General features: G+C 56.2%; 15 protein-coding genes. 12 read left to right on the top strand and 3 right to left on the bottom strand.

The annotated features are described in order from the left end of the window. Window positions 1–90 precede the first annotated feature (90 nt). The 9 genes from ptsG to ACT3RT_RS02025 all read left to right on the top strand — a co-directional run bounded on the left by ptsG (window position 91) and on the right by ACT3RT_RS02025 (window position 8,164). Window positions 91–1,524 (top strand): PTS glucose transporter subunit IIBC, encoded by a 1,434-nt coding sequence (gene ptsG, locus ACT3RT_RS02065; protein ID WP_353502542.1) that lies wholly within the window; start codon window positions 91–93, stop codon window positions 1,522–1,524. 204 nt (window positions 1,525–1,728) lie between these two features. Then, entirely contained in the window at window positions 1,729–2,082 is a 354-nt protein-coding gene (gene hinT, locus ACT3RT_RS02060; RefSeq protein ID WP_353502541.1) for a purine nucleoside phosphoramidase, read from the top strand. 40 nt (window positions 2,083–2,122) lie between these two features. Continuing rightward, window positions 2,123–2,491 carry a YcfL family putative periplasmic lipoprotein gene (locus tag ACT3RT_RS02055; RefSeq protein ID WP_353502540.1) on the top strand — a complete coding sequence of 123 codons (369 nt, stop codon included), beginning with the start codon at window positions 2,123–2,125 and terminating at the stop codon, window positions 2,489–2,491. A 21-nt stretch (window positions 2,492–2,512) separates the two neighbouring features. Further along, a complete protein-coding gene (lpoB, locus tag ACT3RT_RS02050) occupies window positions 2,513–3,106 on the top strand; it encodes a penicillin-binding protein activator LpoB (RefSeq protein ID WP_353502539.1) in 594 nt (197 codons plus the stop codon). Continuing rightward, window positions 3,063–3,983 (top strand): phosphotransferase, encoded by a 921-nt coding sequence (locus ACT3RT_RS02045; RefSeq protein ID WP_496202421.1) that lies wholly within the window; start codon window positions 3,063–3,065, stop codon window positions 3,981–3,983. Before lpoB ends, ACT3RT_RS02045 begins: the two co-directional genes overlap by 44 nt. A 12-nt stretch (window positions 3,984–3,995) precedes the next feature. Further along, window positions 3,996–5,036, top strand: coding sequence for a beta-N-acetylhexosaminidase (gene nagZ, locus ACT3RT_RS02040; RefSeq protein WP_496202420.1), 1,041 nt, complete (start codon window positions 3,996–3,998; stop codon window positions 5,034–5,036). 33 nt (window positions 5,037–5,069) lie between these two features. Further along, window positions 5,070–5,612, top strand: a complete 543-nt coding sequence (gene ycfP, locus ACT3RT_RS02035) for an alpha/beta hydrolase YcfP (RefSeq protein ID WP_486033220.1) — start codon at window positions 5,070–5,072, stop codon at window positions 5,610–5,612. Window positions 5,613–5,954: 342 nt separating this feature from the next. Next, window positions 5,955–7,262 carry an NAD(P)/FAD-dependent oxidoreductase gene (locus ACT3RT_RS02030; protein WP_353502535.1) on the top strand — a complete coding sequence of 436 codons (1,308 nt, stop codon included), beginning with the start codon at window positions 5,955–5,957 and terminating at the stop codon, window positions 7,260–7,262. A 365-nt stretch (window positions 7,263–7,627) separates the two neighbouring features. Further along, on the top strand, window positions 7,628–8,164 hold the full coding sequence (locus ACT3RT_RS02025; RefSeq protein WP_034791349.1) for a glycine zipper 2TM domain-containing protein: 537 nt from the start codon (window positions 7,628–7,630) through the stop codon (window positions 8,162–8,164). Window positions 8,165–8,222: 58 nt separating this feature from the next. Here the strand turns inward: ACT3RT_RS02025 and ACT3RT_RS02020 are convergent, their stop codons facing one another. From ACT3RT_RS02020 to mfd, 3 genes are all read right to left on the bottom strand, one after another. Then, complete coding sequence (locus ACT3RT_RS02020) at window positions 8,223–9,188, bottom strand: XdhC family protein (RefSeq protein ID WP_485901203.1); 966 nt, start codon at window positions 9,186–9,188, stop codon at window positions 8,223–8,225. A gap of 12 nt (window positions 9,189–9,200) precedes the next feature. Continuing rightward, entirely contained in the window at window positions 9,201–9,773 is a 573-nt protein-coding gene (locus ACT3RT_RS02015; RefSeq protein ID WP_485901201.1) for a nucleotidyltransferase family protein, read from the bottom strand. 160 nt (window positions 9,774–9,933) lie between these two features. Further along, window positions 9,934–13,377: a transcription-repair coupling factor gene (mfd, locus tag ACT3RT_RS02010; RefSeq protein WP_353503991.1), complete on the bottom strand. Its 3,444-nt coding sequence runs from the start codon at window positions 13,375–13,377 to the stop codon at window positions 9,934–9,936. A 215-nt stretch (window positions 13,378–13,592) separates the two neighbouring features. Between mfd and lolC the strand changes: the two genes are divergently transcribed. From lolC to lolE, 3 genes are read left to right on the top strand one after another with little or no spacing between them, the layout of a single operon-like run. Continuing rightward, complete coding sequence (gene lolC / locus ACT3RT_RS02005) at window positions 13,593–14,795, top strand: lipoprotein-releasing ABC transporter permease subunit LolC (RefSeq protein WP_353502532.1); 1,203 nt, start codon at window positions 13,593–13,595, stop codon at window positions 14,793–14,795. Next, window positions 14,788–15,510, top strand: coding sequence for a lipoprotein-releasing ABC transporter ATP-binding protein LolD (lolD, locus tag ACT3RT_RS02000; protein ID WP_034791345.1), 723 nt, complete (start codon window positions 14,788–14,790; stop codon window positions 15,508–15,510). Before lolC ends, lolD begins: the two co-directional genes overlap by 8 nt. Further along, window positions 15,510–16,760: a lipoprotein-releasing ABC transporter permease subunit LolE gene (lolE, locus tag ACT3RT_RS01995; protein WP_353502531.1), complete on the top strand. Its 1,251-nt coding sequence runs from the start codon at window positions 15,510–15,512 to the stop codon at window positions 16,758–16,760. The genes lolD and lolE overlap by 1 nt, the downstream gene beginning before the upstream one ends. Window positions 16,761–16,811: the final 51 nt, after the last annotated feature.

Raw genomic sequence — 16,811 nt, 5'->3', positions numbered from 1 at the left:
ATAACCTTGCAACGCGGCAGTTTGCGGACTCACATAAGCGGACGCCGTGAGAAGTATCTAAAGCATCATTACTCAGGAGCACACTCAATTATGTTTAAGAACGCGTTTGCAAACCTTCAAAAGGTGGGTAAATCGCTGATGTTGCCAGTATCCGTACTGCCAATCGCAGGTATTCTGCTTGGCGTCGGGTCGGCAAACTTCAGCTGGCTGCCAATGATCGTTTCCCACGTTATGGCCGAAGCTGGTGGTTCAGTCTTCGCCAACATGCCGCTGATTTTCGCCATCGGTGTAGCACTGGGCTTTACTAACAATGACGGTGTTTCTGCACTGGCGGCGGTAGTAGCCTATGGCATCATGGTGAAAACCATGGCAGTGGTTGCGCCACTGGTACTGCACTTACCGGCGGAAGAAATTGCCGCTAAACACTTAGCAGACACCGGCGTTCTCGGCGGTATTATTGCAGGTGCGATTGCAGCCTACATGTTCAACCGTTTCTACCGCATCAAATTGCCTGAGTACCTGGGCTTCTTCGCGGGCAAACGCTTTGTCCCAATCATCTCCGGCCTGGCTGCTATCTTCCTGGGCGTGGTGCTGTCCTTCATCTGGCCACCAGTGGGTACGGCTATCCAGACCTTCTCCCAATGGGCGGCTTACCAGAACCCAGTGGTTGCTTTCGGCATCTACGGCGTGGTTGAGCGTGCTCTGGTTCCGTTCGGTCTGCACCATATCTGGAACGTTCCATTCCAGATGCAAATCGGTGAATACGTGAACTCAGCCGGTCAGGTGTTCCACGGTGACATCCCTCGCTACATGGCGGGTGACCCAACTGCGGGCAAACTGTCTGGTGGCTTCCTGTTCAAAATGTATGGTCTGCCAGCGGCTGCGATCGCTATCTGGCACTCAGCGAAACCTGAAAACCGCGCTAAAGTTGGCGGCATCATGATCTCCGCTGCGCTGACTTCATTCTTGACCGGTATCACCGAGCCAATCGAATTCTCCTTCATGTTCGTGGCACCAATCCTGTACGCAATCCACGCGATTCTGGCAGGTCTGGCCTTCCCAATCTGTATCCTGTTGGGTATGCGTGACGGTACCAGCTTCTCACACGGTCTGATTGACTTCATCGTGCTGAGCGGCAACAGCAGCCGTATCTGGCTGTTCCCAGTGGTGGGTATCATCTATGCCATCGTTTACTACAGCATCTTCCGTTTCCTGATTGTGAAACTGAACCTGAAAACACCAGGTCGCGAAGAGAGCAGCAGCGAACAATCTGCTCAGGGTGGCTCAGAAATGTCCGCTTCTCTGGTTCAGGCGTTCGGTGGTAAAGAGAACATCACTAACCTTGATGCTTGCATCACCCGTCTGCGCGTTAGCGTGGCTGATGTCTCCAAAGTGGATCAGGCTGGCCTGAAGAAACTGGGTGCAGCAGGCGTGGTCGTCGCGGGTTCGGGCGTTCAGGCAATCTTCGGTACTAAGTCTGATAACCTGAAAACGGATATGGACGAATACATGCGCAACAACTAATCCACGGATTAGCGGTGAGCAGGAGTAGAAAAGGAGGCCTCGGCCTCCTTTTTTCATGTCTGTTATCGGGCAAAACGGCATTTCGGGCTAGGGATGGCGCTTTCTAAGCCAATTGAGGTTTAAAAAGCGTAATCAGGTTGAAAGGAATAGAAATTGTCACTCATACTGGTGGCATTGCTTTTGACTAAGATAAGGAGTGGCAAGATGGCCGAAGAGACAATTTTCAGCAAAATTATCCGCCGTGAGATCCCTGCGGACGTGGTTTATCAAGATGAGTTAGTCACCGCGTTTCGCGACATCGCTCCTCAGGCACCCAACCATATCCTGATCATTCCTAACGTGTTAATCCCGACCATGAATGACGTGACGACCGAGCATGAAGCCGCGCTGGGCCGCATGATGACCGTCGCGGCTAAAATTGCCGAGCAGGAGGGCATCGCTGAAAACGGTTATCGCCTGATTGTGAACTGCAATCGCGATGGTGGTCAGGAGGTTTATCACATTCATATGCACCTGGTTGGCGGCCGTAAGCTTGGCCCGATGTTGGTGCGTCCATAACGCTTTGTTTTCATAAAGCCCTTTGTCAAAAGGAAGTACCATGCGTTTTTTGATGGCGTTGTTACCCGTTGTATTACTGATGGGTTGTAGCAGTGACCCGCATATTGCACTAAACAATCAGCAGACCGTCATCATGGAATCGCCGGTGCTGACGGCGGGGATCATCCCAAGCTCGCCGTCTATTTCCGAAGTCGGTGGGCGTAAACAAGCCAGCAGCGTGCTGAGCAACAGCCAGCCTCACGCCGTGACCTTGCACTATCGTTTCTATTGGTATGACAAGCAGGGGCTGGATTTACTCCCTATTGCCGAAGCCAGAACCATTACCGTTCCGGCCAATAGCGATCTCACCATCTCCTCCCTGAATGGCAATCTTGATGCCTACAGGGTGCGTGTTCACCTCTACCTTTAATTTCCTCTACGGAGTAGGTTGATGAAAAAGTATTTCCTCATGGTGGCCTTTGCCGCCCTGATCCTCGGTGGTTGTACCTTGCCAAACAAACAGCAGCAGCAGCCTGAGCAGCCAACCGCGCCAGTCACCCCGGTTGAGCCAGAGAAACCGCAAACTGAAGTGCCGCCGCCGCCAGAAACCGTGCCGCAGCCGCCGAAAGAGCAGACCATTAATTGGAATGCCAGCGTTCAACCGATGGTAGCGAAAATGCTGCAGGCCGATGGCGTTCAGGCGGGTAGCGTGCTGCTGCTCGACAGCGTGAAAAACAGCACTAACGGATCTCTGCAGGTAGCCAACGCCACGGCGGCGCTACACAATGCGCTGGCCACCAATAACAAATTCCAGGTGGTTCCTGATACCCAGTTAGCCAGCGCCAAGCAGGCGTTAGGCCTGTCGGTTGACGACAGTCTGGGGTCGCGCAGCAAGGCCATTGGCCTGGCGCGCTATGTCAACGCCCAGTACGTGCTCTACAGCACGGTGACTGGCGACGTGAAGTCACCGACGCTGAAAATGCAGATGATGACCGTGCCGAGTGGCGAAATTGTGTGGTCGGGCAACGGTGCCGTCCAGCATTAAGGCCTCACTCGAGCAGCGCTTAGCACAACAACTTCCGGCGGTCTTTTCCGCCGGTTGTCATTTAAGTCCGGTGACGGGGCTGACGGGCGAAAGCTGGAAAATCGAGACGGTGGGCCAAACGCTGTTGGCGCGCATGCAGTCGGCTGACAAGGCCGCGCTGGGAGTGAATCGCCGCCGCGAGCAGGCTCTGCTGCGCCATGTTGCGGCACTGAATATTGCGCCGCAAACTCGGCTAATTTCCCCGCCGTGGCTGGTGGTGACATGGCTCAGCGGCCAACCCTGCGAGCCAGACTTCTTCTCTCACCGGCATAATCTGGACAGGCTAAGTCAGCGCGTGGTCGAGCTACAGCGGCTGCCGCCCAGTGGGCATCGGCTGCAACTGCACCAGCAATTTTCCCGCTATTGGCAACAAATTGACCGTTCGCGCCTGACTCCCGAATGGCTGCGCCTGCACCAGCGCTTTATGCGCCAGCCCGAGCCACAGCCATTGAAGCTGGCGGTGATGCATATGGACATTCACCCCGGCAATTTGGTGGACGGTGAGCAGGGGCTACGGCTGATTGACTGGGAGTACGCCGCCGACGGCGACGTCGCCTTAGAGCTGGCGGCGCTGTTTCGCGGCAACGGCTGGAGCGGCGAGCAGCAGCAATATTTTCTACAAGCTTATGCTGCCGCTGGCGGCTATGGCGGCAATAAAGCTACCCGGCGTCTACAGCAGCAAATTCGCCGCTGGACGCCGTGGGTAGAGTACTTAATGTTGATGTGGTTTGAAGTTCGCTGGCAGCAGACCGGCGATCGGCTATTTACAGACTGGGCGCAGCCGCTGCGTGAGAGCCTATTCACCAGCGCCATGCCCGGTAGCAAGCATAATAAATAAAGGAGAAACGACGTGGGCCCAGTAATGTTAGACGTTGCCGGCTATGAGCTGGATGCTGAAGAGCGCGAGATTTTGCAACATCCGCTGGTTGGCGGCCTGATTCTGTTTAGCCGTAACTACCATGACGTGGACCAGCTGCACGAGCTGATCCGCCAAATACGTGAAGCATCCAGAGAGCGTCTGGTGCTGGCGGTCGACCAAGAGGGTGGCCGAGTGCAGCGTTTCCGCGAAGGCTTTACGCGCATTCCCGCCGCGCAGTCTTTTGCTGAAATCAACGAGCTGCAAGAAGGCAAACGTCTGGCGCAGGAAGCGGGCTGGCTGATGGCGTCGGAGATGATTGCCATGGACATTGATATCAGCTTCGCGCCGGTGCTGGATATCGGTCACATCAGCGCGGCAATCGGCGAGCGCTCATTCCACGCCGAACCGCAAAAAGCGCTGGAGATGGCTGAACAGTTCATTCTCGGCATGCACAGCGCGGGGATGAAAGTCACCGGCAAACACTTCCCCGGCCATGGCGCGGTGAGTGCTGACTCGCACAAAGAGACGCCGCGCGACGACCGCCCGCTGTCAGTCATCCGCGAACACGACATGGCGATTTTCCGCCAGCTCAACGAGAAAAAGCTGCTCGATGCGGTGATGCCCGCTCACGTTATCTATACTCAAGCTGACCCGCGTCCGGCGAGTGGTTCGCCTTACTGGTTGCAGCAGATTTTGCGTCAGGAGCTGGGCTTCAACGGCGTTATCTTCTCCGACGACCTGTCGATGGAAGGGGCGGCGATCATGGGCAGCTATGCCGAGCGCGGACAGGCGTCGCTGGATGCCGGGTGCGACATGATTTTGGTTTGCAACAACCGTCAGGGAGCCGTGAGCGTGTTAGATAACCTGTCTCCGGTCAAAGCAGACAAGGTGGCTGGCCTGTACCATCGGGGCAAGTACAGTGGGAAAGATGCACGCCGCGACCTGCTAAATTCCAGCCGCTGGCAGCAGTCCAATCGCGAGCTCACCGCGCTGGATGCCCGCTGGCAGGAGCATAAGCAGTCGGCTCGCTAATCTAATCAACGCACAGTCAGGACGAGGAAAACGATGATCATTTATTTGCATGGCTTTGACTCAACCAGCCCCGGCAACCATGAAAAGGTGCTGCAACTCCAGTTTATCGACCCGGACGTTCGGTTCATCAGCTACAGCACGCTGCATCCGCGTCACGACATGCAGCATTTGTTAAAAGAAGTGGATAAAGCCATTCAGCAATCGGAAGACCAGCGGGCGCTGATTTGCGGCGTAGGTCTGGGCGGTTTCTGGGCCGAGCGTATCGGCTTCCTGTGCGGGATTCGTCAGGTGATGTTCAACCCGAACCTTGCGCCGCAGGATAATATGACCGGCAAAATCGACCGCCCGGAAGAGTATCTGGACATCGCCACCAAGTGCGTCAGCGATTTTCGCGAGAAAAACCGCGATCGCTGTCTGGTGATTTTATCCCGCGAGGATGGCGTGCTCGATAGCAATGAAAGCGCCAGCGCGCTGCACCATTACTATGAGATTGTCTGGGACGACAAGCAGGGCCACAAATTCAAAGACATCTCGCCACACCTGCAACGCATCAAAGCCTTCAAAAACCTCGCCTGAGTTTTCGACGAGTAACAAAAAAACGGCCAGCGAATAACATTTGCGGCCGTTTTTTTACTTTTTGCCTGACCAAACTCCCCTAAACTTGCCACTGAGGCAGGACTTTTTTCTCGCCTTTCTGCGCGCTAACTCCCTGATTAAAAACGGTCAAAAGCCGTGCCATTTTCGTAACTAAAATTAGCCAAATGAATTTAAATTGATGTAGGTCAATTTTGGTATGACCAAATCACCACGCGTGTTATTCTCGGGAAAGATACCGAATTAACTTAAGCCAACCCTATGTAATCTAAGGATATTAATTTTACTCTTAGATAACAATTGGTTCACATTTGAGGGGGTCATTTGACTGCTACTATGAAGAAAATTGTCATTATTGGCGGCGGAGCGGGTGGATTGGAGCTGGCGACAAGCCTAGGCCATAAACTGGGCCGTAAGAAGAAAGCCGAAATCATCTTAGTGGATCGCAACCACAGCCATTTATGGAAACCTTTGCTGCATGAAGTAGCAACCGGCAGTCTGGATGACGGCGTGGATGCCCTGAGCTATCTGGCCCATGCGCGGAATCACGGTTTTAACTTCCAGATTGGTTCTCTGATCAATATCGATCGCGAGGCTCAGACCCTACAGCTGGCTGAGATCCGCGACGAGAAGAACGGCGAAGTGCTGGTGCCAGCGCGTGATATCGCCTATGACACTTTGGTCATGGCGCTGGGCAGTACCTCAAACGACTTCGGCACGCCGGGCGTCAAAGAGAACTGCATCTTCTTGGACAACCCGCATCAGGCACACCGTTTCCACAACGAAATGCTCAATTTGTTCCTCAAATTCTCTGCAAACCCTGACAAGCAGAAGAAGGTGAATATCGCCATTGTCGGCGGCGGGGCGACCGGCGTTGAGCTGTCCGCCGAGCTGCATAACGCGGTGAAACAGCTGCACAGCTATGGCTTTGAAGGTCTGGATAATCAGGCGCTTAACGTCACGCTGGTGGAAGCGGGCGAGCGTATTCTTCCTGCACTGCCACCGCGCATTTCTGCGGCGGCGCATCAGGAACTCACCAAGATTGGCGTGCGCGTGCTGACCAAAACCATGGTCACCAGTGCCGATGCCAATGGCTTGAACACTAAAGACGGCGAGTTTATCGACGCTGACCTGATGGTATGGGCGGCGGGGATCAAAGCACCGGACTTTATGAAAGATATCGCCGGGCTGGAAACCAACCGTATCAACCAGCTGGTGGTTGAGCCAACGCTGCAAACCACTCGCGACCCGAACATCTTCGCCATCGGCGACTGCGCGTCATGCCCGCAAAAGAGCGGCGGCTTCGTGCCTCCTCGCGCGCAGTCTGCTCACCAGATGGCGTCGCGCTGCTTCGACAACATCATGGCGCAGCGCAACGGCCATAGCCTGAAAGACTATGTCTATAAAGACCACGGCTCGTTGGTCTCCCTGTCGCGCTTTAGCACCGTCGGCAGCCTGATGGGCAACCTAATGAAAGGCTCGATGATGGTCGAAGGGCGTCTGGCGCGTATCGTGTATGTTTCTCTGTATCGTATGCACCAGATAGCGTTGCACGGCTACACCAAAACCGGCCTAATGATGCTGGTGGGCGGCATAAACAAAGTGATTCGCCCGCGCCTGAAATTGCATTAATGCTGTAGGGCACGGCCTTAAGCACTGATGAATCAAAAAGCCTGTATTAACAGGCTTTTTTCTTTTTGCCAGCCAGTCGGTTCAATTCAGCATAAGATGTTATATAAATCCCTTCGCTAGCTAAGAATTCTCCTAAACAAGCATTTCTGCCTTATAAACCCGCCCTTTTCATCCCTGAGTCTTATTGTCGGAATAGGAAACATTGTGCAGACTTTGCATTGTTTACAGACGGCGATTCACGCACGCCGATCCCTCAACCTAGCGGCTTAGCCCTTTGAGGTTCTGTCTCTTGACGCTGGCGTACAGCGTCAGCCACTCCGGCAGCGGGAGACAAAATGCGTGGTAACATTTCAGGAGGATGTCCTGTGAACAAGTCAATGTTAGCTGGCGTAGGTATTGGTGTAGCGGCTGCGCTCGGTATTGCAGCTGTCGCAAGTATGAATGTTTTTTCATCTGGCCCAGAGTATGCACAAGTGCTCAGCGCGACGCCGATTAAAGAAACGCTGAAAACTCCACGCCAGGAGTGCCGTAACGTGACTGTTACCCACAGACGCCCTGTGCAGGATGAGCATCAGATTGCCGGTTCCGTACTGGGTGCGGTCGCCGGTGGCGTACTGGGTCACCAGTTTGGTGGCGGTCGCGGTCGTGATGTTGCGACCATCGCGGGCGCACTGGGCGGCGGATACGCCGGTAACCGAGTCCAAAGCAGCATGCAGGAAGGTGACACTTACACCACTCAGCAGCAGCGTTGTAACACCGTTTACGACAAGTCAGAAAAAATGCTGGGTTATGACGTGACCTATAAAATCGGCAACCAGCAAGGCAAAGTGCGTATGGACCATGATCCAGGCACGCAAATCCCGTTGGACAAAAGCGGCCAGTTGCAGCTTACCCGCAGCTAATAGCACGCCGTTCGACGCAGAAAAAAGCCTGGGGCAAATGCTTCAGGCTTTTTTGTTTTCAGGCCGTGCCGTTTTTGTGTTTCACAATATCGGCCATCACTGCCAGCGCTATCTCCGCCGGGGTCTTACTGCCGATATTTAACCCGACGGGGGCGTGCAGCCGCTCGAAATCTTCAGGAGCGAATTGTGCAATATTGCGTAGCCTTTCCCGACGGCGGGCGCTGTTAAGCTGTGAACCCATGGCGCCAATATAAAAGGCTGGCGTGTTCACGGCTTCCATCAGGGTTAAATCGTCCATTCGCGGGTCATGGGTCAGCGCCACAATGGCGGTATTGGCGTGGCAGCCATGGTCCTCAAGGTATTTCGCCGGGAAGCTGTGTTCGAACTTCACATCGGCTTTCAGCATTGAGGCGAAGTTCTCCAGCACCTCTTCACGGCATTCGCACACCACCACTTCGAACCCCAAGGCGCAGGCGAAATCGGCGCAGTAAAGGGCCACGCTGGATAATCCGGCGATCAGCAGGCGCGGCGCGGCGGCAATATGTAGCTGAATATTATTGCCCTGTCGGCTGACCTTGGTGTGGCTGTGGTAGCCGGTCAGCGCCAGATGGTCGCAAGCCTGCGGCAGCGTCAGGGTTTTATTCAGCGCGTAGTGCCCGCGCAGGGCCTGCGCCATGCGCGACAGGTACTCTCGGCTTGAATCCGAGGCGGGAAGATACTCTACCAGCACGTCGAGCGAGCCGCCGCAGGGCAGGGCGACATTGGGCGTCATGCCCCCTTCGCCATAGCGAATTACCTGACTGGCCGCCAGATACTCGCCCTCGGCAATGCGCTGTAAAAAATCATCTTCCACGCAGCCACCGGAGAGCGAGCCGCAGTAGGAGCCATCGCGAGTCGCTGCCATCAGCGCGCCGGGTGCACGCGGGGAAGATCCATAAGTGGTAAGCACGGTACACAGCCACACAGGCTGCTGCTGGAGCCATTCTCCTGCCCGTTCAATAACCTGAATATCAAGGTGTTGCATGAGAATTCCTGTCTAAAGCGCGTTACCAAGCTGGGCGGGAAGATCGATATCGATGAAGGTCGTAGGGCCGTCGGCGGCGATGGCCAACGCGGGGTATCTCTTCAGCAGTTCGCGAGCGCCCGCGTCGCCGCGCAGGGCCATCAGCTCGTCACGCAGCATGCTGCTAAAGCCGACCGGATGGCCCGGCTGCTCTTGCCAGTAAGGGCGCGCGGTGCAAGTCTTTTGCAACGCCTGAGAGACGCGTAGGAAGAGGGCGGCGGGGACGAAAGGCATGTCGGCGAGATGCACCAGCCAACCGGACCAGTGCTGGGTAGCCTTTACCCCGGCGGCAATGGAGTCGCCACTTCCGGCGCTGTCGAGCAGGGTGGTGGTCACGCCAGCCTTGGCGCATTCGGCCTGCACCTGTTGGTTGTCAGGGCGAGTGACGACATGCACCGGCAATCCGCTGGTCAGCGCCTGCTGTAAGGTCGTGGCGAAGAGGCTTGATGTGTTGCCCGGCAGGCTGGCGTTGAGCTTATTACCTTGGCCTCCGGCGGCGCGGAAGCGGCTGGCGCTACCGGCAGCCAGTAAAATTATCCCTATCACTGCTAATCCCTTGGTTTGCTGGCTGGAGTCTAAAATACACGGTTAGTGTAAATGAATTCTTAAAAAAGGGTTTTGACCGATGATGTTGTTCACCGAGAAAGGCATAAAAAAGCCTGTGGCAGCATTGGCTGACACAGGCTTTGGGTGAAGCTTTTAGCGGTTAAACCAGATGCTCGCTAAAGGCTTCCAGTAGATCATCAACAAATTTCAAACGCTTTGGCCGGTCCGTCAGGTCAATCATGAACTTCAGCTTGGTCGGCCCGTCGAGGCGATATACCTGCGGCTGTTTCTGCAACAGGCCAATCAGATAGCCCGGATCGACGCGGTTCTTCTCGCTGAACTCCACAAAGCCGCCGCGCTCATTGCCCTCAATACGCTTGATGCCCAGCTCTTTGGCCTTCAGGCGCAGCACGGCGATGTGTAGCAGGTTGCGCGCGCCGTCCGGCAGGGTGCCAAAACGGTCAATCAGCTCAACGCGCAGCTCGTCCACTTCCCCTTCGCTACGGGCGCTGGCGATGCGTTTGTACAGCGACAGGCGAGTGTTGACGTCAGGGATGAAATCCTCCGGCAGCAGGGCCGGCATGCGCATTTCGACATCGGTTTGGCTGGTGGTTAAATCTTCCAGCGACGGCTCGCGGCCCTCTTTCAGCGCCTCGACGGCGTTCTCCAACAACTCCATGTACAGCGTGAAGCCGATGCTGGTCATCTGGCCGCTTTGGCCTTCACCCAGCAGCTCACCGGCCCCGCGAATTTCCAAATCATGGGTCGCCAGCGCGAAGCCTGCACCAAGATCTTCCAGTGACGCAATGGCTTCCAGACGCTTGTGCGCGTCGGTAGACATGGCTTTTGGCGGCGGCGTCAGCAGGTAGGCATAGGCCTGATGGTGCGAACGGCCGACGCGACCGCGCAGCTGGTGCAGCTGCGCCAGGCCGAGATGGTCGGCGCGCTCAATGATAATGGTGTTGGCGCTCGGAATATCGATACCGGTTTCGATGATGGTGGTACAGACCAGCACGTTAAAACGCTGGTGGTGGAAGTCGTTCATCACCCGTTCAAGGTCGCGTTCGCGCATCTGGCCGTGGCCAATAGCAATGCGCGCTTCCGGCACTAGCTCGGCCAGCCGGTCGGCGGCTTTTTCAATGTTTTCAACATCGTTGTACAGGTAGTAAACCTGCCCGCCACGCAGCACTTCGCGCAGAATCGCCTCGCGAACCACCAGACTATCGTACTCGCGCACGAAGGTTTTCACCGCTAGACGGCGCGCCGGTGGCGTGGCGATAATCGACAGGTCGCGCATGCCGCTCATCGCCATATTCAGCGTACGTGGGATAGGGGTGGCGGTCAGCGTCAGGATGTCCACATCGGCGCGCATCGCCTTAATTCGCTCTTTGTGGCGCACGCCGAAACGGTGCTCTTCGTCGACAATCAGCAGGCCGAGGTCTTTCCAGTGCAAATCGCTCTGCAACAGCTTGTGGGTGCCGATGATGATATCCACCTTGCCGTCCACCGCCTGCTCCAGCACCGCGTTTTGCTCTTTGGCGCTGCGAAATCGCGACATCATCTCAATGCGAATCGGCCAATTGGCAAAGCGGTCGCGGAAGTTGTCGAAGTGCTGCTGCGCCAGCAGGGTAGTTGGCACCAGCACCGCCACCTGCTTGTTATTCGATACCGCCAGAAACGCGGCGCGCATCGCCACTTCAGTCTTGCCGAAGCCGACGTCGCCACACACCAGACGGTCCATCGCCAGCGGCTGGGTCATGTCGGTGAGCACGGCGTTGATAGCCTGCGCCTGATCTGGCGTGGTTTCGAACGGGAAGCTCTGGCAGAACAGCTGGTATTGCTCCTTGTCATGCTTGAAGGCAAAACCGCTTTTGGCTTCGCGCTGGGCGTAGATATCCAACAGCTCTGCGGCGACGTCGCGCACTTTCTCGGCGGCTTTTTGTCGTGCTTTCGACCAGGCTTCGCCACCCAGTTTGTGCAGCGGGGCGCTTTCATCCGCGCCACCGGCGTAGCGGCTGATCATGTGCAGGGAGGAAACCGGCACGTACAGCTTGTCTTCGCCCGAATAGGTCAGGATCAGGTATTCGGCGGTGAAACCGCCAGTTTCCAGCGTAGTTAGGCCCTGATAGCGACCGACGCCGTGCTCCATATGCACCACCGGCTGGCCGGGGCGCAGCTCGGCGAGGTTGCGGATCAGCGTGTCGGTGTTGATGGCGCGGCGGCTGTCCTGACGGCGGCGGGCGACGCGTTCGCCCAGCAGATCGCTTTCGCAAATCAGCGCCAGCTGTTTGTCGCTGTCGAGGAAACCGCGTTCGCAGGCGCCAATCATAATGTAGCGGCCCGCCGTGGCGGCCTGCTCAATGCGGGTGATCAGCGTCGGGTTAAGCTTGATACGGGCCAGCAGGTCTTGCAGTGTTTCGCGGCGTCCCTCGCTTTCAACCGAGAACACCAGACTGCCGCTGAACGACTCATTAAAGCGGCGCAAATTGTCCAGCGGCGCTTTGTTTTGCGGCTGAACCGACAAGTCCGGCAGGGCCTGATAGCTCAGGTTGGTATTGGCGGCTTTCTTCGGCAACTCTTCCGTTTTTAACTGAATGCGCGGCCACGCTTTCAGCTCGCTAAACAGGGAATCCACCCGCAGCCACAGGGCTTCAGGCTCGAGCAGCGGGCGCATTGGGTCAACGCGGCGGCTCTCGTAGCGCTGGTTGGCGTCGAGCCAGAAACGCTCGGCTGCGCCTTCTAAATCGCCGGTATTCAGCAGCAGGGTGTTTTTTGGCAGATAGCTAAACAGCGTGCTTAAAGGCTGGCTGAAGAACAGCGGCTGCCAGTACTCGATCCCCGCCGGGAAGGTGCCTTTGCTGACTTGCTGATAAACGTGCTCAGCGTCGCGGCGCACTTCGAACTTTTCGCGCCACTGGCTGCGGAACAGCTCGATGGCGTTTTTGTCGGTCGGGAATTCGTGCGCCGGCAGCAGGTTAATCTGCTCCACTTCGCTTAGCGTGCGCTGGGTATCGACGTCGAACACGCGCAGACTGTCGATTTCATCATCAAAGAAGTCGATGCGATAAGGCTCGTCGCTGCCCATCGGGTAGAGGTCGAGCAGGGCGCCGCGGGTGGCGAATTCGCCGTGCTCCATCACCTGATCGACGCTGCGATACCCCGCCTGTTCGAGCTGGGCGCGCAGTTTGTCGCGGGAGAGCTGCTGGCCTTTCTTCATCACCAGTGCGTGGCCGTGCAAGAATTCGTGCGGGCAAACCCGCTGCATCAGCGTGTTGACCGGCAGAATAATGATGCCGCGTTCGAGGGTCGGCAGCTGGTACAGGCTGGAAAGGCGCGAGGAGATTATCTCCTGATGCGGCGAGAAGCTGTCGTATGGCAGCGTTTCCCAGTCGGAAATATTGATCACTTTCAGGTCGGTGAACTGCTGAATTTCATCGCGCAGGCGCAGGGCATTTTGCATGTCGGGCGCAATAAGCATCACCGGACCTGCATGGCGCTCGCTGATGTCGGCACATTCCAGCGCGCAGGCTGAGCCAGTCAGTTGGCCCAGAACTCGGGTGTCACCAGCGCGTTCAGGCAAAGAATAACGATGATCTTGAGGCATAGGCAGTGTTGTTATCTCGTTGTCGGCGGCCATAGGGACCTGATTTACAGAGCGTATCTTGCGACGTGCTCCTAATCGGGGTCAACCCGAATTATTTTGGGCAGAAAGCTTAAAGGTTTAACCGATTACTTTAGGTATTATGGTTCCATAAAGCCAAGCGAGCCTTTATTATCCTTGACAACTTTTGTCTTCGCCACGCACTTAATACGGATGTCATGTATCAACCTGTCGCGTTATTCATAGGTCTGCGCTATATGCGCGGACGTGCTTCAGACCGCTTTGGGCGGTTTGTCTCCTGGCTTTCTACTATTGGTATCACCCTCGGGGTGATGGCACTGGTCACTGTCTTGTCGGTCATGAACGGTTTTGAGAAGGATCTGGAAAACAACATTCTGGGTCTGATGCCTCAGGCGTTAGTCACCACAGCACAGGGTTCGCTGGATCCGCAGAAAATCAACCATGACGCCGTCGCCGGACTGAAAGGCGTCAACCGCGCCGTGCCTTTCACCACTGGCGATGTGGTGCTGCAAAGCCCGGGTAGCGTCGCCGTTGGCGTGATGCTCGGAGTCAATCCTGAGGAAAAAGATCCGCTGTCGAACTACATGGTGGCGGTCAATCAACAGGTGCTGCAACCCGGTCAGTACAACATCATTCTTGGCGATCAGCTGGCACAACAGTTGAAAGTGAAACGCGGCGACCAGCTGCGCCTGATGGTCACCAGCGTCAGCCAGTTCACGCCGATGGGTCGCATTCCAAGCCAGCGCCTGTTTACCGTGGCGGGCACTTTTGCTGCGAACAGTGAAGTAGATGGCTACCAGATGCTGGTTAACCAGCAGGATGCCTCGCGCCTGATGCTCTATCCGAAAGGCAACGTGACCGGCTGGCGTCTTTACCTCAACCAGCCGTTGGATGTGGATAACCTGAGCACCCAAACCTTGCCGCAGGGCACCGAGTGGAAAGATTGGCGCGAGCGTCGCGGCGAGCTGTTCCAGGCCGTGCGCATGGAGAAGAACATGATGGGCCTGCTGCTCAGCCTGATTGTGGCAGTCGCCGCGTTTAACATCATTACTTCTCTCGGCCTGCTGGTGATGGAGAAGCAGGGCGAAGTGGCGATTCTGAAAACTCAGGGTCTGACCCGTCGCCAGATTATGGCGCTATTTATGGTGCAGGGCGCGAGTGCCGGGATCATCGGCGCGCTGCTCGGTGCCGTGCTTGGCGTGGTGCTGGCGACCCAGCTCAACACCATTATGCCAGCTCTTGGCCTGATGCTGGACGGCGGCTCACTGCCGGTCGATATCGAACCTATGCAAGTCGTGGTCATCGCGCTGGTCGCCATGGTCATCGCTCTACTGTCTACGCTTTACCCTTCGTGGCGCGCAGCTGCCGCCCAACCCGCAGAGGCTTTACGTTATGAGTAACATTTTATCGTCGCAGGGCGGAATCTTATTGCAGTGCGAAAACCTCTGTAAGACCTATCAGGAAGGCAAAATGCACACCGACGTGCTGCGCGATGTCTCTTTCGCCATTCAACAGGGCGAAATGATGGCCATCGTCGGCAGTTCGGGATCGGGTAAAAGTACCTTGCTGCACCTGCTGGGCGGGCTAGACTCTCCAACCTCGGGTGACGTGGTATTCAAAAACACCTCGCTCAACACCATGTCTTCTGCCGCCAAGGCCGAGCTGCGTAACCGCGAGCTGGGCTTTATCTATCAGTTCCACCACCTGCTGCCGGACTTCACCGCGCTGGAAAACGTGGCCATGCCGCTGCTGATTGGCAAAGGCAAGAAGGCCGAAGTGGAAGAGAAAGCCATGGCGATGCTGGCGGCAGTGGGCTTACAGCACCGCAGCAAACACCGCCCGTCCGAGCTGTCCGGCGGTGAGCGTCAGCGCGTCGCCATTGCCCGCGCGCTGGTTAACAGCCCGTCGCTGGTGCTGGCCGATGAGCCAACCGGTAACCTCGACCAGAAAAACGCTGATAGTATCTTCGACCTGCTCGGCGAGCTGAATGTCCGTCAGGGCACGGCGTTTCTGGTGGTCACCCATGACCTGCAACTGGCGAAACGGATGAATCGCCAGCTGGAGATGCGTGACGGCAAGCTGCAACAGGACTCGACCCTGCTGGGAGCGAAGTAATGTCAGCTATTCCCTTTTCTCTATTAATTGGCCTGCGTTTTAGTCGCGGGCGTCGCCGTAGCGGCATGGTGTCGCTGATTTCGGTTATTTCCACGCTGGGTATCGCCCTTGGCGTGGCAGTGCTGATCGTCGGTCTAAGTGCGATGAACGGCTTTGAACGTGAGCTAAAAGAGCGCGTTCTTGCCGTGGTGCCGCATGGTGAAATTCGCCCGGTTAATCAGCCTTTCAATGGCTGGCAGGGCGTGCTGGAGCGCGTAGAAAAAGTGCCCGGCATTGCCGCCGCCGCCCCTTATATTGAATTTAACGGTCTGATTGAGCACGGCGCTAAGCTGCGCGCCATCAAGCTGAAAGGGGTGGATCCGCAGCAGGAATCACGCGTCAGCGCTGCGCCAAACTTCGTGCAGGGCGATGCCTGGAAAAACTTCAAAGCCGGTGAACAGCAGTTGATCTTGGGTAAAGGCGTGGCGGATGCCATTGGCGTCAAACAGGATGACTGGGTGACCGTGATGGTGCCGAACAGCGATCCTGAGATGAAGCTGTTGCAGCCCAAGCGCATTCGCCTGCACGTCACCGGTATCTTGCAACTCAGCGGCCAGCTGGACCACAGCTTTGCCATGGTGCCGCTGGCGGATGCCCAGCAGTATCAGGAAATGGGCAGCAGCGTCACCGGGATTGATATCAAAGTTAATGACGTATTTGCCGCGCAAAAGCTGGTGCGAGATGCGGGCGAAGTGACCCACGCTTATGTCTACATCAGCAGCTGGATCGGCACTTACGGCTACATGTATCGCGATATTCAGATGGTTCGCGCCATTATGTATATGGCGATGGTGTTAGTCATCGGAGTGGCATGTTTCAATATCGTGTCTACGCTGGTGATGGCGGTAAAAGATAAAAGTAGCGATATTGCGATTTTGCGCACGCTGGGTGCCAAAGACGGGCTTATTCGCGCGGTGTTCATCTGGTACGGTTTACTTTCCGGGCTGGTGGGCAGCATCGTTGGCGTGGTGGTGGGGGTTATCGCCTCCTTCCAACTGACCAACATCATTAATGCATTGCAGAGCTTCACCGGGCATAAGTTCCTGTCAGGCGATATCTATTTCATCGACTTTTTACCGTCGGAGCTACACTGGATTGACGTAGCGGGCGTACTGTTTACCGCACTGGTACTGAGCCTGCTGGCCAGTTGGTATCCAGCGAGACGAGCCAGCCGGATAGATCCTGCGCGCGTGTTGAGTGGCGGACAGTAATACCAAGACGTCTACTGTTAAAAGTAGGCGTTAGAAGATTTACCTAAGTTT

Origin of the sequence: Ewingella sp. AOP9-I1-14, from assembly GCF_052375995.1 — a bacterium.
Taxonomy (GTDB): Bacteria; Pseudomonadota; Gammaproteobacteria; order Enterobacterales; family Enterobacteriaceae; genus Ewingella; species Ewingella allii.
Note: the sequence above shows the minus strand (reverse complement) of the source record. Positions and strands in the feature narration are given on the sequence as shown.

Excerpts from the sequence above, each read along its gene's own strand:
- ptsG (WP_353502542.1), top strand. The coding sequence starts at position 91 with ATGTTTAAGAACGCGTTTGCAAACCTTCAAAAGGTGGGTAAATCGCTG.
- hinT (WP_353502541.1), top strand. The coding sequence starts at position 1,729 with ATGGCCGAAGAGACAATTTTCAGCAAAATTATCCGCCGTGAGATCCCT.
- ACT3RT_RS02055 (WP_353502540.1), top strand. The coding sequence starts at position 2,123 with ATGCGTTTTTTGATGGCGTTGTTACCCGTTGTATTACTGATGGGTTGT.
- lpoB (WP_353502539.1), top strand. The coding sequence starts at position 2,513 with ATGAAAAAGTATTTCCTCATGGTGGCCTTTGCCGCCCTGATCCTCGGT.
- ycfP (WP_486033220.1), top strand. The coding sequence starts at position 5,070 with ATGATCATTTATTTGCATGGCTTTGACTCAACCAGCCCCGGCAACCAT.
- ACT3RT_RS02020 (WP_485901203.1), bottom strand. The coding sequence starts at position 9,188 with ATGCAACACCTTGATATTCAGGTTATTGAACGGGCAGGAGAATGGCTC.
- mfd (WP_353503991.1), bottom strand. The coding sequence starts at position 13,377 with ATGCCTCAAGATCATCGTTATTCTTTGCCTGAACGCGCTGGTGACACC.
- lolC (WP_353502532.1), top strand. The coding sequence starts at position 13,593 with ATGTATCAACCTGTCGCGTTATTCATAGGTCTGCGCTATATGCGCGGA.
- lolD (WP_034791345.1), top strand. The coding sequence starts at position 14,788 with ATGAGTAACATTTTATCGTCGCAGGGCGGAATCTTATTGCAGTGCGAA.
- lolE (WP_353502531.1), top strand. The coding sequence starts at position 15,510 with ATGTCAGCTATTCCCTTTTCTCTATTAATTGGCCTGCGTTTTAGTCGC.